The following is a 22,933-nucleotide window of genomic DNA, read 5'->3' as shown; positions in this document are numbered from 1 at the left end:
CACTGGGGGTACGGCGGGATCGAACGGACGCGGAAAGATCCGCGCCGCTCAGATCCGCAGCACGCAGGACACGGCGAGGAGTTCTCTGCCGCCTCGACCGGGCGGTGGGCGGGCTTCACCGGTCTTCCCGGGGCCGGCGGTGGCCGTCGCCGGGCGGGATCGGCGGGTGCGGGCGGCCCTCAGCAGCAGGGCCGCCGCGATCAGCAGCACCGCGAGGCAGAGGTGCAGCATCGAATGCGAGGCACCGTCCATCCCGGCCGGTGCGGCCGTGTCCCCCCGAGGATCCGGGGCGGCCGTGTCCCCCCGAGGATCCGGCGCGGCCGTCCCCGCCGCGCGGGCCGGTGGGGCCATTCCCGCGGCCGGGGTCAAGGACGCCGAGGCCCCGGTCATCCCGCACCCCGGAGCCGGCACGTGGTGCATGGCCACCACGCCCAGCAGCACCGCGCCCAGCAGCAGCCAGCGCGCCAGGGCCCGCGCGGGGCCCCGGCCCGGAGCCGCGACCGGAGGGGAGCTCATCACCACCAGCCTAACCCCATACCCCGAACGGGTACCAGGTGAACGCCGAACACCCGGAACTCACTTCCGTAACCCTTTGCACCCGATCGGTTGACCTCCGTGAACGGTCTCCCCTACCTTCCCCTCCAGGTCTCCACCGCGTCTCCACCGTGCAGACCGCGAGACCGGAGGAATGGGCGGGGATGCGAGGGCCGACGAAGACGCTGGCGCTGGGCGTCGCGGCGCTGCTCGGGGTGGTGGCCGTTCTCGTGGGCTGCTCCGGCGGGCTCGGGCGGGCGCCGGCCGACGCACCGGTCAAGATCGCCTTCGTGCCGAAGATCGCGGGGATCCCGTACTACGACGCGATGGAGGCGGGCGGGCAGAGCGCGGCGAAGCGGCTGGGGGCCGAGTGGGTCACGCGCGGGCCCGCGACCGTCGACCCGGCCGCGCAGGCGGCCATCGTGCGCGACCTGATCGCCGAGCACTTCACCGTGATCGCCGTGGCGCCCAACGACCCCGTCGCGCTCGCGCCCGTGATCGCCGACGCGCGGGCGCGGGGCATCCACGTGCTCACCACCGACACCGACGCGGCGGGCTCGCAGCGCGAGGTGTTCGTCAACCAGGCCACCGCCGACGGGGTCGGCACCGCGCTGGTCGACGCGTTGATGGCCAAGACCGGCGGGGCCGGAGAGTTCGCCATCGTCTCGTGCGGGGAAACCGCGGCGAACCTCAACGCGTGGATCGCTGCGGAGAAGGCTTACACCGCGAAGCGCTATCCGAAGGCGCGAGTCGTCGACACGGTGTACGCCGGTGAGGACACTTCCGCCGCGACAGTGCTCGCGAAGCAGGTTCTCGTCCGGCACCCGGATCTGGCCGGGCTGATCGGGCAGTGCACCACGGCCGCGCCGGGCGTCGCCCAAGCCGTGCGTGACCAGCAGAAGATCGGCCGGGTCTACACCGTCGGCGTCGGCACACCGCAGACCATGAAGCCCTACCTGCTCGACGGCTCGTCCTCGATGTCCGTGCTCTGGGACGTCGAAGCCCTGGGCTACCTGACCGCGTGGACGGCCGAGCAGCTCGCCCGGGGCAAACCGCTCGGCCGCAGCAACGACGTCAGCCTCGAACTGCCCACGGTGAAGTACGACGCGGCCACGAAGACCGTCCTCCTGGGCGACCCGCTGCGGATCACCCAGGACAACGTGGACCAGTACAAGTACTAGCGGACCTCGATCGTCACGGTGGCGGTGCTCGTGCGGGCCGGGAGTTTCGTGGTGTCCACGGCCAGGTACTCGCCGTCGTCCTGACGGCCGTCGGGCAGCGTCTTCGGGTGCAGGGTGTAGGGCGCGGCGCCGTTCGCCACCCCGTCGATGCCGAAGTCGTTGTCGTTGCTGATCACCAGGGTGCGGCCGCCGTCCGTGGTGGCGACGCCCTCCACCTTGTCGTGGCCGAAGAAGCCGCCCGCCGGGTCGAGACCGGTGACCAGCGCGCCCAAGTCGAGGTACAGCCTCTTCGACACCGGCCGCACGCCCACCTCCGCGAGCTCCTTCACCGCCTCGTCGGTGGTGTCCTTGCCGACGTAGGCGTCGAGGCTGCGCCGGTCGTCGCCGACGAGCAGACCGCCCTTCGCCGCGTCGTACGTCGCATCCGCCACCCGCTCCCCCGCACCGACATCGGTCGCGCCGGCCAGGTCGATCTCGAACAGCTTCTTGTACGCGCCGGGCTCGAACCCACCGTCACGCTCGTCCACCAGGAACTTCGTCGACGAGAGCGCGGTGATTTCGCTGACCGCCGTGCCCGTCTCGTCCGGGTCGTCGAGCAGGTAGAGGTACTCGTGGGTCGCGCGGGTCCGCAGGTCGACCGTGACGATCCGCAGCGTGGTGACGTTGCCGGGCTTCTTGGTCAGGTCCGGCTGCTGCAGTGCGGACTGCATGATGCCGACCAGCGTCCGGCCGTCCGGGGTGAGCGCGAGGCCCTCCATGCCCTTGTTGGGCACGCGGTACTTCAGCTCCCGCGGCAACGAGCCGTCGAACGGGGAAAGCCGCTCGATCGCGCGGCCGTCGGCGCGCAGGTGCGTGATGAACGGGCCGTACTCGTCCGACACCCAGAACGTACCGTCGCGCAGGGCCACCAGGCCCTCGGAGTCGTAGCCGCCGGGCGAGGCGGGCAGCGGCTTTCCGTTGAGGTCCACGATCTTCTCGCCGGTGTCCGCGCTCGTGCTGACCTGGCCGTTGTACGGGGTGCCGTCGGCGGCGCGCAGCGGGATCCGCTTCTCCAGCACCGCCTTCCCGTCGCGGAGCCGGAACCGGCCGATCGACGGGTCGAACGCGGGCAGCGGCTCCACTTTGGACCCGTCCGGGGCGTTGACGTTGGGGCCGCGGTCGGTGAGGCCGTAGAACTCGCCGGGTGAGCCGGGCACCGGGGTGAGCGCGGAACCGTAGGCCCCGCCGGTGAGGGCCACGCCGCCGATCGTCGCCAGCGGCGGCAGGCTCGTCGGGTACAGCCGGACGGCGTCGGTCGCGGTGTAGGTGAAGCGGTCCTGGCCGTGGAAGCCGGGCGCGGGGGTGTAGCGGAACGCGCCGTCGGCCCCGATCGTCAGTGCGCCGTGCGCGGGCGCGGTGTGCCGGACCACGGAACCGCCGGTGGCCGGGGAACCGGGCCGGCCACCGGCGCCGAGAGCGTCGTTGCCGAGCACGCCGTCGCCGCCGACCTGCAGGATCTGCCCGGACCGCACCCGGTAGTGGTCGTCGCGGGAAGTGGGCCGGCCCCCGTGCGCCGACGCCGTGCCGGTCACCGCCAGCGGCAGGACGAGCAGCCCCGCGGCGACCCCGAATCTCACGCGCTTCATCCGTGTTCTCCTCCTCCGGCGTCGAACGACGCCGGAGGAGGAGTCTTCGCGGCCGAGTTGGACGAAGACCGTCTTCCAGGCGAAACCCGGGTTAACGACCTCGTCTCGCCCGCCCGGCGGCGCCGGCGCCGAGCACCAGGATCAGCACGGTCAGCCCCCAACGGCGCTGCTCCCTGACGTGGGCCGCGGTGCGGTCGACCGGCGTCGCTCCTGGCTTGGGTTTCGGCCGCGTGGACGGCGGCGGAGCCGGTGGCGTTGGCTCGGACGGGGTCGGCGGCGGCTCCACGAGCACCGGCGGGGGCGGGCTGGAGGAGGGCGTCGGGCTCGGCGACGGCGTCGAAGACTGTGGTGGCGAGGGTGGCGGCGTCGAAGGTGACGCAGTAGGCGGGGTGGTGGGGGGCAGGGTGGTGGAGGGCAGAGTGGTGGAGGCGGACGGGGTGGTTGAGGGCGGGGTGGTCGAGGTCGGGGTGGTCGACGAAGGCGGGGTCGAAGGTGGTGCCGTGGGCGGGGTCGAGGAGGAAGGGGGCGCCGCCGGTTCCAGGCAGCCCGCGGCGTCCGAGCTGACCAGGGCCGGGCCGCTGCCGACCTCCACCGCCGGACCGGAGCCGTCCAACCGGAGCCGGTAGGTGACGCTGCGGTAGCCGATCCGGTTGGCCGTCGCGTACAACGCGCCGTCCGGGCCCAGCACCACCGCGCCGTACGCGCTCGCGGCGGGGAATTGCAGTCCGGGCGAGGGTTCTACGTGGCCGTCGCGGGGGTTGATCGTGACCACCCGGTCGCGGCCGGCCGGCGACCCGGAGACGCCGTACAGCAGGCCCGAGGCCGGGTCGTAGGCGAAGTCGTCGACGCCGGAGGACAGCGCCACGGGCCACAGCCGCACCCGGCCGGTCACCGTGAGGTAGTCCGGACCGGCCGGATCCAGGTCCACTGTGTACAGATCGCCGGCCCGCCTCAGGTACCAGGTGGTGCCGTCGATCGCGCCGGCCGTGGCCCCGGTGGCCCAGCCCCACCCGCCGCGGTGGCCCGCGCGGCCGACCGCGCCCAGATCGGTGACGTGGCCGGAGCGGGAGATCTCCACGGCGTGCGCGCCGTCGGGGAACGGGCCGCGGCGCGAGGTGTCGGCGATGCCGTAGACCAGGTCCGGCCCGGCGGAGTAGGCGATCGCGTTGAGCGCGTACCCGGTCGCGCCGAGCTCACGCCGGTCCCCCTCGGGCACGGTGAGGCGCGCGGCCGAGGACGCGCCGGGCCATTCGCTCTCCACCTGGAGGATGTCGCAGGAGGCGGGGGTCGCGGCGGAGGTCCGGCCGGGTGGGCTGAGCAGTCCGGATACGGCCAGCAGACCGGAGACGGCCACGGCGGCGGCCAGCACGGGCAGGAGCCGGGCGGGGCGCACCGCGGTCAGGACAGCCGGGCCAGTGCGGAGGTGAACGCGTCGGGCTGGATCCTCGCCCCGCCCGCGAACGGGTCCTGCAGCTGGAAGATCGCATACAGCAGCAACGCGATGGTGCCGGCCAGCGTGGACACGATGACCAGGTGCGCGGCCATCCGCGTGCCGCCGAACAGGTTGGGCAGCAGCACCGAGATGAAGCTGCCGAGGATCAGCGCGAACCACACGACCGAGCCCACCCCGCCGGACGCCGAGGCGGTGAGCCGGGCCTGGCGCGCCTGGTAGACCTGCCAGAGCTGACCGGCCGCCTCGCTCTTGCGGTCGTCGAGCCAGTCGTCGCCGGCCGGCGCGCCGGCGATGGCCTTGCTCAGCTGGGCGAGCTGGTTCCAGCCGGTGCCGGGCAGCTCGGCCCCGTCGGCCAGCCGCGGCCACTCCTGGCGCGAAACCGTGGTGGCGTAGGCCGAGGCGAGCCGGCGGACCTTCGGCCCGGTGTCGCCCGGCAGCGCGTCGGCGGCCCAGCTCATCGCGACCAGGCCGTCGGCCTCGGTGTAGGAGCCGGCACGCACGTCACTGACGTGGTCGAACAGCGAGATGAGCACGAAGGCGACCAGAACGGCGTGCAGTCCGCCGACGATGGTGAACACCTGCCCGGCCGCGTCGTTGTTGTCCCGCCGGCCTTCGTCCCAGCCGAAGCGCCTCACCAGATAGCCGATCACCGCCGCCACCACGGCGGCACCGACCACCCAGAAGATCCCGGTCAGGTAGACGTTCATCCGCGCCCTTCCGCCTTCGCCCCACGTCCGCGCGCCCTCATTGACCGAATGGTCCGCACGGCTTTCGCCCAAGCTAGTCAGACGTCGAGCGGGCGACAAGACCGGTTTCGCTTTTTCCACCTGGTGGCTCCGGCCGGCTCCGCGCATCGCCGGAACGGAGCAGCCGAAGCGAACCGGAAACCCTTCGAACACAAGGAAATCGCGGCAATGTCACCGAACCGGCTCCTGACCGGGTGACGTGCTCCGACGTTGCGTGACCGAACCCGCTACCGGGCAAGATCGTTTTCGAAACTGGCAACTCGACAACTAATGGGAAAAGCACCAGCGGCCCCCCGGCAAACAGGTGAATCGCGGCTCGCACACGATCGTGTTATTGCCGGGGATGGCCGAGTTGATATGTTGATTCCGCCCGGATCGCCGGGCCGAATCGCCGTAAAGCGAAGATGGGCATTCACCCCCGCAATTCCTCCGTCCGGAAATCGACGATAGGTGGTTTTCGCTGTGACCGTCACGGACCCTGTGGAATCCGCGAACGCGGAGCACCAGCCGCTGAGCCTCGGCCGGGCCGCGGCCCGCACCCTCGCGACGACGACCAAGTCCGTCCCGCAGATGCAGGCGATCTCCTCGCGGTGGCTGCTGAAGCTGCTGCCCTGGGTCGAGGTCTCCGGCGGCTCGTACCGGGTGAACCGCCGGCTGAGCTACGCGGTCGGCGACGGCCGGGTCAGCTTCACCGGCGCCGGCGCGCAGGTCCGGGTGATCCCGCCCGAGCTGGGCGAGCTGGCGCCGCTGCGCGGGTACGACGACGAGGACGTGCTGATCGAGCTGGCCGGCCGCTTCGTGCAGCGCGAATACGCCCCCGGTGAAGCGCTGGTCGAGTTCGGGCACCAGGCCGACCAGGTGTTCCTGGTGGCGCACGGCAAGATCAGCAAGGTCGGCACCGGCGCGTACGGCGACCAGACCGTGCTCGGCACCCTCGCCGACGGAGACTACTTCGGCGAGGGCGCGCTCGTCGCGGACGACGGGATCTGGGAGTACACCGCGAAGGCGGTCACCGCCTGCACCGTGCTTTCCCTGCCCCGCAGCGAGTTCCGGGGCGTGCTGGACCGGTCCGAGACGCTGCGCGCGCACCTCGACGCGGTCATCGCCGAAGAAGCCGGGCCGTCCAACGACCACGGCGAGGCGGTGATCGACGTGGCTTCCGGGCACGACGGCGAGCCGCGGCTGCCCGGCACGTTCGTGGACTACGAATCCTCGCCGCGCGAGTACGAGCTGAGTGTGGCGCAGACCGTGCTGCGGGTGCACAGCCGCGTCGCGGACCTCTACAACCAGCCGATGAACCAGATCGAGCAGCAGCTGCGGCTCACCGTGGAGGCGCTGCGCGAGCGCCAGGAGCACGAGCTGGTCAACAACCGCGACTTCGGCCTGCTGCACAACGCCGACTTCGCCCAGCGCGTGCCCACCCGCACCGGGCCGCCGACCCCGGACGACCTCGACGAACTGCTGGGCCTGGTGTGGAAGGACCCCGGGTTCTTCCTGGCCCACCCGAAGACGATCGCCGCGTTCGGCCGTGAGTGCAGCCGCCGCGGGGTCTACCCGGAGGCCGCCGAGTTCGGCGGGCAGCACGTGCCGGCCTGGCGCGGGGTGCCGATCCTGCCGTGCAACAAGCTCCCGGTGACCGAGACGCGCACCAGCTCGATCCTGCTGATGCGCACCGGCGAGCAGGCCCAGGGCGTGGTCGGGCTGCACCAGACCGGGCTGCCGGACGAGTACCAGCCCGGGCTGAACGTGCGGTTCATGGGCATCAGCGAGCAGGCCATCATCTCCTACCTGGTCAGCGCCTACTACTCGGCCGCCGTGCTGGTGCCGGACGCGCTCGCGGTACTGGAGAACGCCGAGATCGGCCGCGGTGACTGAGCATGACCACGCCGACCACCCCGCCCCGGCTTCCCGAAGCCGGCCCGCCCCGCCCCGGTCCAGCCCCGGCCCCGCCCGGGCCACCGCCGCCGCGGACCGCGGGCACCCCGTTGCCGCCTTCGCTCTTCGGCCCGACCGGGCTCGGCACCAGCGCCGCCCGGATCCGGCCGGGGCCCGCCCCCGCGCCACCCCGTCCTGACCAGCGAGGACCCGCATGACCGTCACGGAAGAACCCCGCGTTCCCCTCAGCCTCTCCACCCAGGCCGCGCGCGCCCTGGCCACCACCACGAAGTCGCGGCCGCAGATGCGCGGCATCACCCCGCGGTGGCTGCTTTCCCAGCTCCCGTGGGTGGAGGTGCCGTCCGGCTCGTACCGGGTCAACCGGCGGCTCACCCACACCGTCGGCGACGGGGCGGTCAGCTTCTTCACCACCGGCGCCCGGGTCCAGGTGGTCCCGGCCGAGCTGGCCGAACTGCCCCTGCTGCGCGGATTCGGCGACGAAGAAGCGCTGTCGGCGCTGGCCGAGAGTTTCGAGCAGCGTGAGTACGAGGCGGGCGACACGATCGTCACGGCCGGCTCACCGCTGAATTCGGTGCAGCTCTTGGCCTTCGGCAAGATCGGCCGGAGCACACCGGGCCGGTACGGCGAAGAAGCGCACCTCGCCACCCTCACCGCGGGCGACCACTTCGGCGGTGAGCTGCTGGGCGGGGACGCGGGCGAATGGCCGTTCACCGCGAAGGCGGTCACGCGCTGCATCGTGCTGGTGCTGCCGGCCGAGGCGTTCGAACGGCTCAACGGGCGGATCGAGAGCCTGCGCGCGCACATCCGTGAAGTGCGGGCGAACCCGGGAAAACCTTGCAACAAGGCCGGGGAAGCGAGCATCGACCTGGCGGCCGGGCACGACGGCGAGGCCCCGCTGCCCACCACGTTCGTCGACTACGACCCCTCGCCGCGCGAGTACGAACTGGCGGTGGCGCAGACCATCCTGCGCACCCGCAACCGGGTCACCGACCTCTACAACCAGCCGATGAACCAGCTCGAGCAGCAGTTGCGGCTCACGGTCGAGGCGCTGCGCGAACGCCAGGAGCACGAGCTGGTCAACAGCACCGACTTCGGCCTGCTGCACAACGCCGACCTCGGCCAGCGGATCACCACCCGCACCGGGCCGCCGACCCCGGACGACCTCGACGAACTGCTGTGCCGGCGGCGCAAGTCCCGGTTCTTCCTGGCCCACCCCCGGGCCATCGCCGCGTTCGGCCGCGAGTGCACCGCGCGCGGGCTGTACCCGGCGAACACCGTGATCGACGGCCGGCGCGTCACCGCGTGGCGCGGGGTGCCGCTGCTGCCGTGCGACAAGATCCCGGTCACCGCGGGCGGCACCACGTCGATCCTGGTGCTGCGCACCGGCGAGGCGGACAACGGGGTGATCGGCCTGCGGCCCGCCTCGCTGCCGGACGAGTACCAACCCGGGCTCAACGTGCGGTTCATGGGCGTGGGCGAACGGGCCGTGACCTCCTACCTGGTCAGTGCCTACCACTCGGCCGCGGTGCTGGTGCCGGACGCGCTGGGCGTGCTCGGCGACGTGGAGGTCGGGCGCTGAGCCCGGCACCGGGGAGGGGACGGACATGACGACCGTGGACGCGCGGACCGGGGCCCGGGCGGTCACCGAGGTGCTGGCCTGGAGCCGGGCCCGGTGGGAGCCGTCGATGCGGGCGGCGGTGGACCGGCTGCCCGGGTCGATGCGCCGGATCGCCGGCTTCCACTTCGGCTGGTGGGACGAGCAGGGCCGGGCGACGCACAGGCGCGGAGGGAAGGCGCTGCGCCCGGCGCTGGTGCTGCTGTGCGCGGAGGCGGCGGGCGGGGACCCCGAGGACGCCGTCGCCGCCGCGGTCGCCGTTGAGCTGGTGCACAACTTCTCCCTGCTGCACGACGACGTGATGGACCGGGACGAGACCCGTCACCACCGGCCCACGGCGTGGACCGCCTTCGGCACCGGACCGGCGATCCTGGCCGGCGACGCGCTGCTGGCGCTGGCGTTCGACGTGCTGGCCCCCGACGGTCCCGACGCCACCCGGCGGCTCGGCCGGGCCGTGCTCGATCTGCTCGAAGGCCAAGGCGAGGACGTGGCGTTCGAGCGGCGCGGCGACGTCACCCCGGCCGAGTGCGTCCGGATGGCCGCGGGCAAGACCGGCGCGCTGATCGGCGTGGCCTGCACGCTCGGGGCGCTGGTGGTCGGCGGCCGGGGCGAGCAGGTGGGGCGGCTCGGCGTGTTCGGCCGCTCGCTCGGACTGGCCTTCCAGCACGTCGACGACCTGCTCGGCATCTGGGGTGATCCGGCGGCCACCGGCAAACCGGTGTACTCCGACCTGCAGAACCGGAAGAAGTCGCTGCCGGTGGTGGCGGCGCTGGCGGCGGGCACCCCGGCCGCGCGGGAGCTGGCTTCGCTCTACGAACGGGAAGCCTCGCTCTCCGAAGGGCAGCTCGCGCACGCGGCGTCCCTTGTGGACTCGGCCGGTGGCCGGGAGTGGAGCCGGTCCCAGGCCGCCACCCTGCTCACCACCGGCCTGACCGCGCTGGCCTCGGCCCGCCCCACCCCGCGCGCCGCCGCGGAGCTCGCGGCGCTCGCGCGGCTGATCACCCGCCGGGACCACTAGGGCTCGTGGAGTGGTCGTGCCGGTTCCCGTCGGCACGACCACTCCAGGACCGGCTCCAAGTCCGGTCCTCGAAGCGGTGGGTGATCTGCTGTGATCTTCGGCCGTGGTGCGTAGGCGTGAGCTGACCGATGAGCTGTGGCAGGTCATCGAGCCGTTGCTGTTCAAGGCCAAGACTCACCACCACGATCCGCCTGGCCTGCGACGGTCACGGGCAGCCGCTGCCGGTGATGCCGACCGGTAGCACCGGCAACGACTGCACCTAGTTCACGCAGTGATGGCGGGTGCCGGCCGGTAAGGGTTACTCCAGCCAGGCCATCCGCTCCTCCCCGCGCCTACGCCACATCCCGGCAACCACCCCCGAACACCGGGACCAGCAAGCCAACCGGCTACGCCGGGGCCGGGCCGGTGGACAACCACCAACCTTCGACCGCGTCACCTGCCAACGCCAACACGTTGCCGAGCGCTGCGTCAACCGCCTCACGCAGTTCCGCGCCATCGCCACTCACTTCGACAAGACCACCACCTCCTATCGGAGCATGACCGACCTGCTCATCCGGCTTTCAGGACCGGCTCTAGCGGCCGGGCCGGGTCAGGCCCTGCTCGCCGGCCCCGCGGGAGAGGACCACCCGGTCGGTGTCGGCCAGTGCCCGCGTCCCGCGTGGGGTGACCGGGCTCGTGGTCAGGTCGCGCAGGCGGAGGGGCGGGCCGAGGTCGATCAGGGACGGCAGGTACTCCGCCTGGTCCACCGTCCAGTGCCCGTCCGCCCGGGTGAAGCGGAAGCGGGCGGCGGTGCCCTCCTCGGTCGAGCCGCGCGGCTCGTCGTGGCGGGCGACCTGGTTGCCCAGGCCGAACGCGACCCACTTGCCGTTGACCTTTTCGAACGGCTGCACCACGTGCGCGTGGTGGCCGATGATCAGGTCGATCTCCGGTGCGGCGGTCAGCTCCTCGGCCAGCTCCTCCTGCTCGCCGGTCAGCTCGTGCTGGTACTCCACACCCCAGTGCAGGCTCGCGATGACCACCTCGGCCCCGGCCCGCTTGGCCGCGCGGGCCGCGGCGAGGATGTCACCGGCGTCGATCTGGTTGGCCAGCCAGGGTTTCCCGGCCGGGCGCTCGATGCCGTTGAAGCCGAAGGCGAACGACAACTGCGCCACCCTGACCCCGCGCACGTCGAGGATCAGCGGGGTCCCGGCCTCCTGGGCCGAGCGGGCGGAGCCGGTGTGCTTCACCCCCACCGCGTCGAGCTTGTTCAGCGTGCGCGTGACCCCGGACTGACCTCGGTCGAGCGTGTGGTTGGACGCGGTGGAGCAGGTGTCGTAGCCGGTGTCCTTCAGCGCGTCCACGATTTCCGGCGGCGCGTTGAACGACGGGTACCCGCTGTACGGCCCGCCCGCCGGCGCGAGCGGCGTTTCGAGGTGGCAGATTCCGAGGTCCGCCCCCGAGACGAGTGGCTTGACCCCGGCCAGCAGCGGCCGGTAGTCGATGACCCCGTTGCCGTCGGCCTCGGCCTGCTCGGTCAGCTTCGGGTGGATCAGCACGTCACCGGTCGCGACCACGGTGAACGAGTCACGCGAAGGCGCGGCGGACGCGGACGAAGACGGCTTGGTGTCCGGCACGGTCACCGCGCCACCGCCGGCACAGCCCGCCAGCAGGACGGCACCCGTCACCAGGGCGGCACCCGTCAGCAGGGCGGGCCTCGTCGGTGAGACAGCACCCGTCGGCAAGGCAGCACCAGTCGGCAAGGCGGCACCCGTCGGCAAGGCGGCGCCCGTCAGCGACCGGGTGGCCCTCGTCCGGATCGCGCTCCGGCGTGCGCCTGCCATTTTTGCCCCCTTTGTCCGGCTGTCCGGTCCATCCTGCCGCATGTCCACCGGACAGGAAGCCCGGCCCGACACTCGCGCACGGTAATCAAACCTAAGTCAACAACAAAACTCACTACCGACCGGACTCATCAGGCCCACCACGAGCCACGACCTGCGCTGGTCAGAAGCGAAAAAGTACGATTAATGCCCGACCCAGGCCCGCCGGGCTGTCACTTTGAGTAGGTATCTGTCCGCTAACTGCTGGGCCATCTGTGGTTGACGTCACCCGATCCAGTGTCTTGTAATACGAGTCATTCGCAGTTCACTTGCCCGAAACACTCGTCCTCGGCCCCCATGGGAGCGCTCGATGTCCACATACCCGCACAGGTCTCGCGCCTGGAGCGTTGTTGGTTGTTGTTTGGTTGCCGGGGTGGTGTTGGTCGGCTGCTCCTCGGGCAAGGACACCGGCGCCCCCGCCCAGCAGGCACCGGCCAACGGCAAGATCACCCTGTACTACCTGCAGAAGCAGGGTGACCAGCAGTACTTCGTCGAGCAGGCGCAGGGCGCGCAGGAGAAGGCGAAGGAGCTGGGCGCCGACCTCAAGGTGGTCAACCTCGGCCAGGACGCCAACAAGGCCATCACCGAGCTGGACGCGGCCGTCGCGCAGGGCGCCAACGGCATCGCCATCGTGGTGCCGGACCAGGCGATCGGCCCGCAGGTGATCGACAAGGCCAAGAGCGCGGGCATCCCGCTGGTCGCCTCCGACGACGTGATCAAGGACGGCTCGGGCCAGAACGCGGCGTTCGTCGGCTTCAACGGCACGCAGATGGGCACCTCGGTCGGCCAGGAGGCCGCGAAGCTGTTCAAGGCCTCGGGCTGGACCGCGGCCGACACCAAGATCATCAGCGCGTACAAGCAGGACCTCACCGTCTGCACCGACCGGGTCAACGGCGCCAAGGCCGCGTTCAGCCGGGACGCCGGGGCGAACGTGCCGGTGATCGACGTCGGCACCGACAACTCCCCGGTCGACGCGCAGAACCGCAGTGGCGCGGTGATCAGCTCCAACCCGGGGGTCAAGCACTGGGTGGTCTGGGGCTGCAACGACGAGAACGAGACCGGCGTGGTCACCGCGCTGGCCAACTCCGGCGTCGCCGCGGACAACATCATCGGCGTCGGGCTCGGCGCGTACCTCGACTGCAAGGACTGGGCCGCGGGCAAGGACACCGGCAACAAGTCCTCGCTCTACATCTCCGGCGCCGAGGTCGGCCGCACCGCGATCCAGGTGCTGTTCGACAAGGTCAAGAACGGCAAGGCGCTGCCGCCGGAAACCATCGCCAAGACCCAGATCGTGAACAAGGACAACTTCAAGCAGGCCGGCGTCAACTGCACCTGAGCACCCGCTCGTGACCGGTGGCGCCGGGGCGACCCGGCGCCACCGGCCGTGACCTGAGGAAGGTCGGACATGTCCAGTTCCACCGCGCTGACCGCCGAGGGCATCGGCAAGCGCTTCTCCGGCGTGACCGCGCTCGACGACGTCACGCTGGAGTTCCGTTCCGGCGAGGTGCTCGCGCTGATGGGCGAGAACGGCGCCGGCAAGTCGACGCTGCTGCGGGTGCTCTCCGGTGACCAGGGTCCCGACGACGGGACGCTGCGGCTCGACGGCGCGCCCGTCGTCTTCGACACCCCGCGCGCCGCGATGGCCGCGGGTGTGCGCGTGATCTACCAGGAGCCCGAGATCATCCCGCACGTCTCCGTGGCGGAGAACGTGTTCGTCGGCGAATTGCCCGCCCGCGCGCGGGTGTTCAACCGCCGCACGCTCAACCAGCGGACGTACGAGGCGCTGGCCGAGTACGGCTTCGAAGGGGTGCTCGACCCTTCGACGATCGGCAGCCGGCTGTCCCCGGCGCAACGCCAGCTCGTCGAGATCCTCCGGGTGCTCACCGCGGCCACCCCACCGCGGGTGGTCGCGTTCGACGAGCCGACCTCTTCGCTGTCCGAGCACGAGGTGGAGGCGCTGTTCCGGCTGATCCGCCGGCTGCGCGACTCCGGGGTGGCCGTGGTCTACGTCTCCCACCGGATGAAGGAGATCTTCCAGCTCGCCGACCGCGTGGCCGTGCTGCGCGACGGGAAGCTGATCGGGGTCCAGCCCGCGGGCGAGACCGACGAGAACCAGCTGGTGCGCATGATGATCGGCCGGGATCTGTCCGCTTTGGAGCGTCGCGAGAGCGCGGAACCCGGCGCGGTGGTGCTGCGGCTCGACCAGGTGACCACGGACGACGTCACCGGCATCTCGTTCCAGGTCCGCGCCGGTGAGGTCGTCTGCCTGGCCGGGCTGGTCGGCGCCGGGCGCTCCGAGCTGGCCCGCGCCATCGTCGGCGACCTGCCGGTGCGCTCGGGCAAAGTGGAGCTGGACGGGAAGCCGCTGAGAGCCCGTACGCCGGGTGACGCGGTGAAGGCCGGTATCGGTTTCGCGCCCGAGGAGCGCAAGACGGACGCGTTGCTGATGCAGCGTTCCGTGCGCGACAACGTTTCCATCGCCGTGCTCGACCGGCTGCGGCGCTTCCGCGTGATCCGGCGGGCGAAGGAGCGTGAGCTGGTCGCGGAGTACATCCGTGAGCTGAGCGTGCGAACGCCGTCGATGGAGCAGGAGGTCCGCAAGCTCTCCGGCGGCAACCAGCAGAAGGCCGTGCTCGCCCGGTGGCTGGCCCGGCGTCCGCAACTGCTGATCCTGGACGAGCCGACCCGCGGCGTCGACGTCGGCGCGAAGGCGGAGATCTACCGGATCATCTCGCGCCTGGCCGCCGAGGGCATCGCGCTGCTGGTGATCTCCTCCGACCTGCCCGAGGTCCTTTCGCTGGCCGACCGCATCGTGGTGATGCGGGCCGGCCACGTCGCCGGCCAGCTCAGCCGTGACGAAGCCACCGAAGAAGCCGTACTCACCTTGGCCATTCCGGCGACGGAGCCGGCCGCCGAAGACATCCAGGAGGTGGGCGCGTGAGCACCCCGACCCGTCCGAGCCCCGCGCAGGAACGCCCCGAAGCGCCCGCACCGGAGCCCGTCTCGCCGGTGCGCCGCGTGCTGAGCGGGATCGGCGTGCAGAACAGCAGCCTGATCATCACGCTCGTGGTGCTGATCATCGTGCTGTCCGCGCTCAACGACAACTTCTTCCGCACCAACAACCTGCTGCTGATCGGCAGCGCGGTCACCATCATGGGCCTGCTCTCGCTGGTGCAGACCCTGGTGATCATCCTCGGCGCGCTGGACATCTCGGTCGGCTCGATGGCCGGGCTGGCCTCGGTGGTCTCGGCGATGGCGTTCACGGCCACCGGCAGCTCCGCGCTCGGCGTGCTGGCCGCGGTGGGCACCGGCATCGCCTGCGGACTGGTCAACGGCCTGATCATCATCTTCGGCCGGGTCAACCCGGTGGTCGCGACGCTGGCCACGCTGGCCACGTACAAGGGCATCGCGCAGGTCGTCTCGGACGGCAAGGCGCAGGGCTACACCGGCGCCGACGACCTGTTCATCTTCCTGGCCAAGGGCACCGTGCTCGGGCTGCCGACGCTGGTCTGGGTGCTCGTGATCGTCGCGGCGATCCTGCACTTCCTGCTCAAGTACACCGACATCGGCCGCAACATCTTCGCCATCGGCGGCAACGACACGGCGGCCCGGCTGGCCGGCATCAACATCAACCGCTACATCATCGGGGTGTACGCGCTGGTCGGCGTGGTCGCGGCGATCGCGGGGGTGCTGATCACCGCGCGCACCGGCTCGGGCCAGCCCACCTCCGGTTCGGAGGGCCTGGAGCTGCAGGCGGTCACCGGCGCGGCCCTGGGCGGCACGATGCTCAAGGGCGGCCGGGGCTCCATCGTCTCCACCGTGCTGGCGGTCTTCATCCTCGGGGTGCTCGACAACGGCATGTCCGGGCTGGGCATCAACCAGTTCTGGCAGAACGTGGCGCACGGCGCGCTGCTCGTGGTCGCCGTGGTGCTCCAGCAGCTGCGCAGCGGGGAGCGCCGCGTCGGTCTCCCGGCCTGAGGTGGCGGCGGCGCCGGGGACGGGCCTGCACGCCCGTCTCGTCGAAGCGCTCGGCCGCCTGATCGTCGAGGGCAGCCTGCCGGCGGGCGAGCCGATCGTGCCCGACGACCTGGGCCGCCGCTTCTCGGCTTCCCGGACGGTGGTCCGGGAAGCGTTGCGGGTGCTGGAATCCAAGGGCCTGGTGGCGGCGCGCCCGCGCGTGGGCACCTGGCCGCAGCCGCCCGAGCGCTGGGTCGCGATCGACCCGGACGTGATCGCGTGGCGGGTCGGCGGCCCCGACGGTCGGCGGCACCTGGACGAGCTGCTGGAGCTGCGGGGGCTGGTGGAGCCGCAGGCGGCGCGGCTCGCGGCCCGGCACCGGCGCCCCGAGGAACTGTCCGCGATGGCCGCGGCCTACGGGCTGATGGCCGACGCGGCCGAACGGGGTGACGCCGGGGCCTTCGCCGAAGCCGACCCGCTGTTCCACGCCGCGCTGGTGCGGGCCGCGGGCAACTCGCTGTTCGCGCAGCTTCAGGTGCCGGTGCTGGCCGCGGTGCGCGCGGTGCCCGAACCCGCGGGCGAAACGCTGCTCGCGCATTCCCGGGTGTTGACCAAGGTGCTGGCGAAGGACGCCGACGGCGCCGAGCAGGCGGCGTCCCGGCTGCTGGAAGCCCTGGCGCAGCACCGCTCAGCGGCACCTTGACCCGCCGCGTGCAGCCCGGCCCCGGCCGGGGCTCCCGCACCGGAACCGCCGGGTCGATGCACCCTGGGTCGATGGGGCACGAGCGGGGCGACTCGTGGGTGCACTGCCGCCTCCCCGCTCGACCCGCTCACGCCCGTCGCCCGCCATCCACCGACAGGGCGATCCCGGTCACGCACGCCGCGGCTTCGGAGCAGAGCCAGACCACGGCCGCCGCGGCTTCCTCCGGGCGGGCCATCCGGCCGAGCGGCGTGATCGCCTCCTGCCGCGCGATCAGGTCCGTGCCCGCCGCGATCCGGTCGAACGCCGGGGTGTCGGTCGGCCCGGGGCAGACCGCGTTGACCCGGATGCCGCGCGGCGCGTAGTCCACCGCGGCGACCTTGGTCAGGCCGACGACGCCGTGCTTGGCCGCCACGTAGGCGGGGGCGCGCGGGATGGCGTACAGGCCGCCGTTGGAGGCGACGTTGACGATCGCGCCGCCGCCGTCGAGCAGCGGCAGTTCGTGCTTCAGGCACAGGAAGGTCCCGCTGAGGTTGACGCCGAGCACCCGGTCGAACTCGGCCAGGGTCAGCTCGTCGAGCTGCCGGTCGTGCGAAGCCATTCCGGCGTTGTTCACGGCGAAGTCGAGACCGCCGTACACCTCGACCGTGCGCCCGATGGCCGCCTTCACCGACTGCTCGTCCGCGATGTCGACGGTGACGGCCAGTGCTTCCCCGCCGCTTTTGCCGATCAGGCCGGCGGTTTCCGCGGCCGCGTCCGCATCCAGGTCGAGCACGGCCACCGCGGCCCCGCCCCGGGCGAACTCCAGCGCCGCCGCGCGGCCGATCCCGCTGCCGGCCCCGGTGACCAGCCCGGTCCGGCGGACCGCCCCGCTCACGACAGCGATTCGTGGTTGGCCCAGGCGACCCGGTACGAGTGCCGCGACTGCCAGCGCTCGATCACCTCGTGCAGGGCGGGCGTGGTGAACGCCTTCGCCAGCGTTTCCAGGTCGGGCACGGAGAACTGCACGATCGCGGTGGCGATCAGGGCCGGAACGGCCTCCTCACCGGGAACCGCGAGGTGCCGCCGGGTCGCGACCGAAGGGGCGAGCCCGGTCTCGACCACCGCCCGTTCCACGTCCGCCAGGTATTGATCGAGTTCTTCGTCGGGGATCGGCTGGGTGAACGAAACCAGCATCGTATGAGTGATCATGGCTCGATTATCGGCCCGGCCGGACCACGGAGTCCAAGATCGATTGCTTATCCACTGATAACCTACGGGAATGATTGAACTGGAGACCCGCGAACTCGAGTACTTCATCGCGGTCGCCGGTGAGCTGCACTTCGGCCGGGCCGCCGCCCAGCTCGCCATCGCGCAGCCGGCGCTGTCGAAGGCGATCCAGCGAATGGAGAGCCGGCTCGGGGTCCGGCTGTTCGTGCGCTCCAGCCGGCACGTTTCGCTGACCCCGGCCGGGGAGGCGCTGCAGGAGCACGGGCGCCACGCGCTCAACGCGATCAGCGCCGCGGTCCGCAACGCCCGCCGCGCCGGCGAGCCCCAGGCCCGGCTGCGGCTGGTGCTCAAGCCCGGGGGCGACGCGAACCTGCTGTCCGGGATGCTGGCCGGGTACGCCCACCAGCCCGACGCCCACCGGGTGGACATCCTGTTCAGCACCCCCTCCGGCGGCGCCGCTTTCGTCCGCGACGGCCGGGCCGACCTCGGCCTGCTGTACGCGCCGTTCGAGGACCTCGACGGGCTGGCCCACGAGACGCTGCACGTGGAGGACCGGGTGGCCGTGGTCCCGTCCACGCACCGGCTGGCCGGTCGCGCCTCCGTGCTGATGTCCGATTTGGACGGTGAGGTCCGGCCCCGCTGGGCGGGCGTGCCCGGCACCCCCGGCGACGCGGGCACCGGCCCCGAGGTGGCCGACGTGGTCCAGCTACTGCACCTGATCACGGTCAGCCGGCTGATCGGGGTGCTGCCCCGTTCGCTGGCCGAGCCGGTTCCGGCCGGGCTGGTGTGCGTCCCGGTCTCCGACGCCCCGCCCAGCCGGCTGGTGCTGGCCTGGAACGAGCGGGACCGGCGGCCGCTGGTCGCGTCCTTCGTGGCCGCCGCGGTGAACCTGGTCCGGGGCTCGGCTACGCCAGGCAGTCCCACGGCTCGCCCCGCGTGAGCGCCGGGTCGGCCTGGGCGAACGTCCGCGCCACCCCGGGCCCCGAGGCCATCGTCTCGAACCGCACCGTCACGCGGTTGTGCCCCGCGCCCTGCACCCAGCCGGTGCCGAATTCGGCGTGCACCACGTCGTCGCCGGGCCGCCAGCCGCTGGACGACACCGGGGCGGAGCCGCCGGGCGAGGGCTCCACCGCCACCACCGCTTCGGCTGCGGCTGCGGCGGGCACGGTGAGCGTGAACAGCGCGTCCTGGTGCGGCACCGAAAGCCCGCTGAACGCGACCCCGGCCAGCCGCACCCCGCCGAACTGCGCGGGGTCCAGCAGGAGCCGCTCCGCGGTGGCGGCGAGCTGTTCGAGGTCGTCGGTCGGCGAGGCCGTGGTCTCCGACCGGGTCACCGTGCTCATGTCGGTGTGCCGCAGCTTGATCACCACCGTGCGGGCGACACGGCCGGCCTTGACCAGGCGCGCGTGGGCGCCGGTGGCGATCCGCCGGACCTCGGTGCGCAGCCGGGCCAGGTCGACCACGTCGAGGTCGAAGGTGGTCTCGGCACTGACCTGCTTGGCCTCCCCGCGCTCGGCCACCGGGCGGTCGTCGGTGCCGCCCGCGAGCCTGCGCAGCTCCCGCCCGACCACGCCGCCCAGCGTCGCCACCGCGTCCGCCTCCGGCAGGTTCGCCAGCTCCCCCAGCGTCAGCACGCCGATGGTGCGCAGGTTCGCTTCGGCCACCGGGCCGATCCCCCACAGCGCGCGCACCGGCAGGGGGGCCAGGAACTCCCGCTCGGTGCCCGGCGCCACCACCAGTAGGCCGTCCGGCTTCGCCCGGTCCGAGCCGATCTTCGCGACCTGCTTGCCCGTGCCCGCGCCGATCGAGGCGGTCAGCCCGGTCTCCGCGCGGATCCGCGCGCGCAAGGCTTCGGCGAACGCCTTCACCTCTTCGATCGAGGCTCGCGCCAGCGACGGCGGCTCCGCGAACGCCTCGTCGAGCGAGATCCGCTCCAGCACCGGCGCGACCGAGGACACGACGTCGAACACCCGCTTGCTCAGCCGTTCGTACAGCCGGAACCGCGGGGGCAGGATCACCGCGCCCGCGGGCAGCAGCCGCCGGGCCTGCGACATCGGCATGGCCGAGCGCACGCCGTGCTCCCGCGATTCGTAACTCGCCCCGGCCACCACCCCGCGCGGGCCGGTGCCGCCCACCACCACCGCCCGGCCGCGCAGCGTCGGCCGGGTGAGCTGCTCGGCGGAGGCGAAGAAGGCGTCCAGGTCGAGGTGGACCACCCAGCGGGGCAAGATCAGCTCCCGCCGGTCGCGTCCAGCAACCGGTGCAGCGCCTGGGTGTAGGCCTCGAACGCGGCGCGGCCCCGGCTGGTCAGCCGGACCAGGGTGACCGGGGTGCGGTGCTCGTGGGCCTTGGTGATCCGCACGTACTCGGCGTCTTCGAGCTTGCGCAGATGGGTGGAGAGGTTACCGGCGGTCATCTCGAGCAGGTGCTGCAGCCGGGGGAAGGTGATCTGGTCCTCGGCGCGCAGCCCGGCCAGCGCGACCGTGACCCGCAGCCGCGCCTGGGCGTGGATCACCGGGTCGAGTTCGGGCAGCGCGGGCCCGCTCACCGCCGCCCCGTCCCGGCCGAACGGGCACGACGCCCCCGCCCGTAGTAGACCAGCGCCGCGGCCAGGAACCCGCCCCCGCCGGCCAGGCACAGCACCAGGAAGTTGCCCGGGACACCGACCAGCACGCTGACCCCGCCGCAGACGATGATCCACACGCCGAAGCCGTACTGCAGCTTGTCCTGCCAGAGCATTCCGCCCGCGAGGTAGAGCACGCCGGTGACCAGCAGCGAGGTCCCGGACCAGAGCACGGAGATCGTCGCCGGGGCCAGCTGGGCCACCGCCATCACCCGGAGGTTGACCAGGGCTAGCGCGGCGAAGGAGATCATCCAGCTCCAGCCGTACATCGCGCCGACGAGCTGAGACGGCCCGCGGATGCCCCGGTTGACCCGGCTGCCGTAGAAGAGGGAGTAGGCGATCCCGGTGACGAACAGCACCGCCACCACGATCGCGGCGACCCAGTTCGGCAGGAGCGGTTTCGCGTGGCTGGAATCGGCCAGGTACACCAGCCCCCAGCCGACCAGCCACGCGAAGGCCCACACCCCGAGCAGCCGCGCCGGGCTCGCCCCCAGCTCCCGGCGCATCCGCTCGTTCTGCCGGGCGATCAGGCTCAGCGACTCCTCCGCCGACAGCGGCGTTTCATCTTCTTCCACCCCGATTCACCCTCCCTCCGTGCCGGCCCCGCATGCTCCCGCGGAAGCTAACACGTCGTTCAGCCGACCTTGGCCGTGTCCAGCCGGAACCGCCGGACCACCACCACCGCGGGCGCCACCAGCCACGCGGCGAGCACCACCACGGCCAGGCCGAACCCGCTCCCGTGGCTCACCGGCAGCGTGGCGACCCGGCCGAGCCAGAAGGTCGGGAAGAAGTGCGCCACCGCCGACATCCACGCGGGCATGATCGACAGCGGCATCCACAGTCCGCCGAACACCCCCAGCGGCAGCATCAGCGCCCCGGTCATCGCGCCGACCGTGTCCCCCTGGCCGAACAGCCCGAGCAGCAATCCCAGCACCGCGAACGGCAGCGCGCCGAGCCACAGCGCGAGCCCGCAGAGCAGCCACTGCGCCGCGGTCAGATCGACCCCGCCCAGCGCGCCGGCCACGAAGACCACCAGCACCACGGGCAACGCCATGGCCAGTGCGGCGGCGAGCTTGACCACCAGGTAGCCCGGACCGCGCATCGGGGTCAGGCGTAGCTGCCGCTGCCAGCCGTCGGTGCGCTCGGTCGCCACGCGGGTGCCGGTGAACAGGGCGCCGCTCATCGCGCCGTAGGCACCCATGTCGATCATCGTGGTGACGCCCGTCCGGATCCCGTCCGGCCCGGTCCCGTCGCCGAAGAGGCTGTCGAACAGCAGGAACATGCCCAGCGGCACCGCGATGGTGAACAGCGCGAACTGAGGGCTGCGGATGATCCGCAGGATCTCCAGGCGCAGGTGGACGAAGTTCATCGGAGTGCCCCTTCCGGCTCGTCGGCGGTCAGGGCCAGGAACGCCGCTTCGAGGCCCACGGCGGTGATCTCGATCCCCGCGGCCTCGGGGAACCGGCCGAGCAGCGCGCGGATCGCGAGGTCGGAGTCGGCACACGACAGCTCGGCCCGCCCGGCCCGGACCCGCGCGGTGGTGACGCCGGCCAGCGCGGCCAGCGCGGACTCGTCCGCGCCCGGCACCGTGGCGCGCAGCACCCGCCCGGAGACGGCGGCGCGGACCTGCGCCACCGGCCCGTCGGCGACCACCCGGCCGTGGCGCATCAGCACCACGCGGTCGGCGAAGTCCTCGGCCTCGGCGAGGTAGTGCGTGGCGAAGAGCACGGTGCGCCCGGTGGCGCTGAATTCGCGCATCGAGGCCCAGAACGCGCGCCGCCCGTCCACGTCCATGGCCGCCGTCGGCTCGTCGAGCACCAGCAGCTCCGGGTCGCCGGTGAGCGCGAGCGCGTACCGCACGCGCTGGAGCTGACCGCCCGAGAGCCGGCCGCAGCGGCGGTTCGCGAATTCGGTGACCCCCGCCCGCTCCAGGACCTCCCGCGCCGGCCGCGGGGTGCGGTGCACCGAGCGCAGCAGCCCGACCAGCTCGGCCGGGGTGACGTCCCGCAGCAGGAACCCGTTCTGCACCATCGCGGCCATCCGCCCGTCGTCGACCGCCGCCCGCGGCTCGCCCCCGAACACCCGCACCCGCCCCTGGTCCGGACGGATCAGCCCGAGCAGCAGCTCGACCGTGGTCGACTTGCCCGCCCCGTTGGGGCCGAGCAACGCGACCACCTCACCCCGGCCGACCTCGAGCGACAGCTCGTCCACGGCCGTCACCGGACCGAACCGCTTGCTCAGCCCGCGCAGGCTGAATGCTTCGTCCATCTCTTCCCCCAGTCGATCTCGCCGCGCCTTCGCCACGACTTTGCCGCGCAAACCCGACGAGCAACTTTGTAACACAAACCTCCCTGCGATGAAAAGCCCCGTCTTGGCCAGCGGCCCCGCCCGGAGCACGTGCTGTGGCCGAGGCAGCGCGATGCGCTCCCCCACACCGCGGGTCTCAGCCGGTGCGGCCGGAGTCCTCGGGCGTCGACCGCCGCTGACACGGTGGAATCGTTGTGCGGTGGCGGTTTCCCG

Annotated in this window: 21 protein-coding genes and 1 pseudogene; 10 read left to right on the top strand and 12 right to left on the bottom strand. The window is 72.3% G+C overall.

The window, feature by feature from the left end:
* Nucleotides 1-48 precede the first annotated feature (48 nt).
* A complete protein-coding gene (locus NYF13_RS35145; RefSeq protein WP_315662405.1) occupies nucleotides 49-516 on the bottom strand; it encodes a hypothetical protein in 468 nt (155 codons plus the stop codon).
* 182 nt (nucleotides 517-698) lie between these two features.
* Between NYF13_RS35145 and NYF13_RS35140 the strand changes: the two genes are divergently transcribed.
* Nucleotides 699-1,715: an autoinducer 2 ABC transporter substrate-binding protein gene (locus tag NYF13_RS35140; RefSeq protein WP_315662404.1), complete on the top strand. Its 1,017-nt coding sequence runs from the start codon at nucleotides 699-701 to the stop codon at nucleotides 1,713-1,715.
* Here the strand turns inward: NYF13_RS35140 and NYF13_RS35135 are convergent.
* The 3 genes from NYF13_RS35135 to NYF13_RS35125 form a co-directional block, all read right to left on the bottom strand.
* Nucleotides 1,712-3,340, bottom strand: a complete 1,629-nt coding sequence (locus NYF13_RS35135; RefSeq protein ID WP_315662402.1) for an esterase-like activity of phytase family protein — start codon at nucleotides 3,338-3,340, stop codon at nucleotides 1,712-1,714. The two genes, NYF13_RS35140 and NYF13_RS35135, sit on opposite strands and share 4 nt — an antisense overlap.
* A gap of 91 nt (nucleotides 3,341-3,431) precedes the next feature.
* Nucleotides 3,432-4,733, bottom strand: coding sequence for a DUF6923 family protein (locus NYF13_RS35130; RefSeq protein ID WP_315662401.1), 1,302 nt, complete (start codon nucleotides 4,731-4,733; stop codon nucleotides 3,432-3,434).
* A 5-nt stretch (nucleotides 4,734-4,738) separates the two neighbouring features.
* A complete protein-coding gene (locus tag NYF13_RS35125) occupies nucleotides 4,739-5,500 on the bottom strand; it encodes a hypothetical protein (protein WP_315662400.1) in 762 nt (253 codons plus the stop codon).
* Nucleotides 5,501-6,001: 501 nt separating this feature from the next.
* On the opposite strand from NYF13_RS35125, the gene NYF13_RS35120 reads away from it, so the two are divergent.
* The 4 genes and pseudogenes from NYF13_RS35120 to NYF13_RS36880 form a co-directional block, all read left to right on the top strand.
* Nucleotides 6,002-7,414: a family 2B encapsulin nanocompartment shell protein gene (locus NYF13_RS35120; RefSeq protein ID WP_315662398.1), complete on the top strand. Its 1,413-nt coding sequence runs from the start codon at nucleotides 6,002-6,004 to the stop codon at nucleotides 7,412-7,414.
* Between the two features lie 214 nt (nucleotides 7,415-7,628).
* Nucleotides 7,629-9,014 carry a family 2B encapsulin nanocompartment shell protein gene (locus NYF13_RS35115; RefSeq protein WP_315662397.1) on the top strand — a complete coding sequence of 462 codons (1,386 nt, stop codon included), beginning with the start codon at nucleotides 7,629-7,631 and terminating at the stop codon, nucleotides 9,012-9,014.
* Between the two features lie 25 nt (nucleotides 9,015-9,039).
* On the top strand, nucleotides 9,040-10,068 hold the full coding sequence (locus tag NYF13_RS35110) for a family 2 encapsulin nanocompartment cargo protein polyprenyl transferase (RefSeq protein ID WP_315662395.1): 1,029 nt from the start codon (nucleotides 9,040-9,042) through the stop codon (nucleotides 10,066-10,068).
* A 103-nt stretch (nucleotides 10,069-10,171) separates the two neighbouring features.
* Nucleotides 10,172-10,616 (top strand): annotated as a pseudogene (locus tag NYF13_RS36880) (hypothetical protein); the annotation flags it as partial.
* Nucleotides 10,617-10,640: 24 nt separating this feature from the next.
* Here NYF13_RS36880 and NYF13_RS35105 read toward each other — a convergent pair.
* On the bottom strand, nucleotides 10,641-11,732 hold the full coding sequence (locus NYF13_RS35105; protein ID WP_315662394.1) for a CapA family protein: 1,092 nt from the start codon (nucleotides 11,730-11,732) through the stop codon (nucleotides 10,641-10,643).
* Between the two features lie 565 nt (nucleotides 11,733-12,297).
* Between NYF13_RS35105 and NYF13_RS35100 the strand changes: the two genes are divergently transcribed.
* The 4 genes from NYF13_RS35100 to NYF13_RS35085 all read left to right on the top strand — a co-directional run bounded on the left by NYF13_RS35100 (nucleotide 12,298) and on the right by NYF13_RS35085 (nucleotide 16,584).
* Nucleotides 12,298-13,260: a substrate-binding domain-containing protein gene (locus NYF13_RS35100; protein WP_315662393.1), complete on the top strand. Its 963-nt coding sequence runs from the start codon at nucleotides 12,298-12,300 to the stop codon at nucleotides 13,258-13,260.
* A gap of 69 nt (nucleotides 13,261-13,329) precedes the next feature.
* Nucleotides 13,330-14,865, top strand: a complete 1,536-nt coding sequence (locus NYF13_RS35095; RefSeq protein ID WP_315662391.1) for a sugar ABC transporter ATP-binding protein — start codon at nucleotides 13,330-13,332, stop codon at nucleotides 14,863-14,865.
* A complete protein-coding gene (locus tag NYF13_RS35090; protein ID WP_315662390.1) occupies nucleotides 14,862-15,902 on the top strand; it encodes an ABC transporter permease in 1,041 nt (346 codons plus the stop codon). The genes NYF13_RS35095 and NYF13_RS35090 overlap by 4 nt, the downstream gene beginning before the upstream one ends.
* Nucleotide 15,903: 1 nt before the next feature.
* On the top strand, nucleotides 15,904-16,584 hold the full coding sequence (locus tag NYF13_RS35085; protein WP_315662389.1) for an FCD domain-containing protein: 681 nt from the start codon (nucleotides 15,904-15,906) through the stop codon (nucleotides 16,582-16,584).
* 127 nt (nucleotides 16,585-16,711) lie between these two features.
* Here the strand turns inward: NYF13_RS35085 and NYF13_RS35080 are convergent, their stop codons facing one another.
* Complete coding sequence (locus tag NYF13_RS35080; protein WP_315662388.1) at nucleotides 16,712-17,458, bottom strand: SDR family oxidoreductase; 747 nt, start codon at nucleotides 17,456-17,458, stop codon at nucleotides 16,712-16,714.
* Nucleotides 17,455-17,772 (bottom strand): hypothetical protein, encoded by a 318-nt coding sequence (locus tag NYF13_RS35075; RefSeq protein WP_315662386.1) that lies wholly within the window; start codon nucleotides 17,770-17,772, stop codon nucleotides 17,455-17,457. The genes NYF13_RS35080 and NYF13_RS35075 overlap by 4 nt, the downstream gene beginning before the upstream one ends.
* A 70-nt stretch (nucleotides 17,773-17,842) precedes the next feature.
* Here NYF13_RS35075 and NYF13_RS35070 point away from each other — a divergent pair, with 70 nt between their 5' ends.
* Nucleotides 17,843-18,730 carry a LysR family transcriptional regulator gene (locus NYF13_RS35070; RefSeq protein ID WP_315662384.1) on the top strand — a complete coding sequence of 296 codons (888 nt, stop codon included), beginning with the start codon at nucleotides 17,843-17,845 and terminating at the stop codon, nucleotides 18,728-18,730.
* Here NYF13_RS35070 and NYF13_RS35065 read toward each other — a convergent pair.
* From NYF13_RS35065 to NYF13_RS35045, 5 genes are read right to left on the bottom strand one after another with little or no spacing between them, the layout of a single operon-like run.
* The gene (locus NYF13_RS35065; protein WP_315662382.1) at nucleotides 18,696-20,018 is read right to left on the bottom strand and encodes a DNA polymerase IV; all 1,323 of its coding nucleotides are present in this window, start codon (nucleotides 20,016-20,018) and stop codon (nucleotides 18,696-18,698) included. The genes NYF13_RS35070 and NYF13_RS35065 overlap by 35 nt on opposite strands.
* 2 nt (nucleotides 20,019-20,020) lie before the next feature.
* Entirely contained in the window at nucleotides 20,021-20,338 is a 318-nt protein-coding gene (locus tag NYF13_RS35060; RefSeq protein WP_315662381.1) for a transcriptional regulator, read from the bottom strand.
* Entirely contained in the window at nucleotides 20,335-20,988 is a 654-nt protein-coding gene (locus tag NYF13_RS35055; protein ID WP_315662379.1) for a hypothetical protein, read from the bottom strand. Before NYF13_RS35055 ends, NYF13_RS35060 begins: the two co-directional genes overlap by 4 nt.
* A 59-nt stretch (nucleotides 20,989-21,047) precedes the next feature.
* A complete protein-coding gene (locus NYF13_RS35050; protein ID WP_315662378.1) occupies nucleotides 21,048-21,782 on the bottom strand; it encodes an ABC transporter permease in 735 nt (244 codons plus the stop codon).
* Nucleotides 21,779-22,681, bottom strand: a complete 903-nt coding sequence (locus NYF13_RS35045) for an ABC transporter ATP-binding protein (RefSeq protein WP_315662377.1) — start codon at nucleotides 22,679-22,681, stop codon at nucleotides 21,779-21,781. The genes NYF13_RS35050 and NYF13_RS35045 overlap by 4 nt, the downstream gene beginning before the upstream one ends.
* Nucleotides 22,682-22,933 lie beyond the last annotated feature (252 nt).

The sequence above is a fragment of the Amycolatopsis sp. PS_44_ISF1 genome (genome assembly GCF_032335455.1).
Taxonomy (GTDB): Bacteria; Actinomycetota; Actinomycetes; order Mycobacteriales; family Pseudonocardiaceae; genus Amycolatopsis.
Note: the sequence above shows the minus strand (reverse complement) of the source record. Positions and strands in the feature narration are given on the sequence as shown.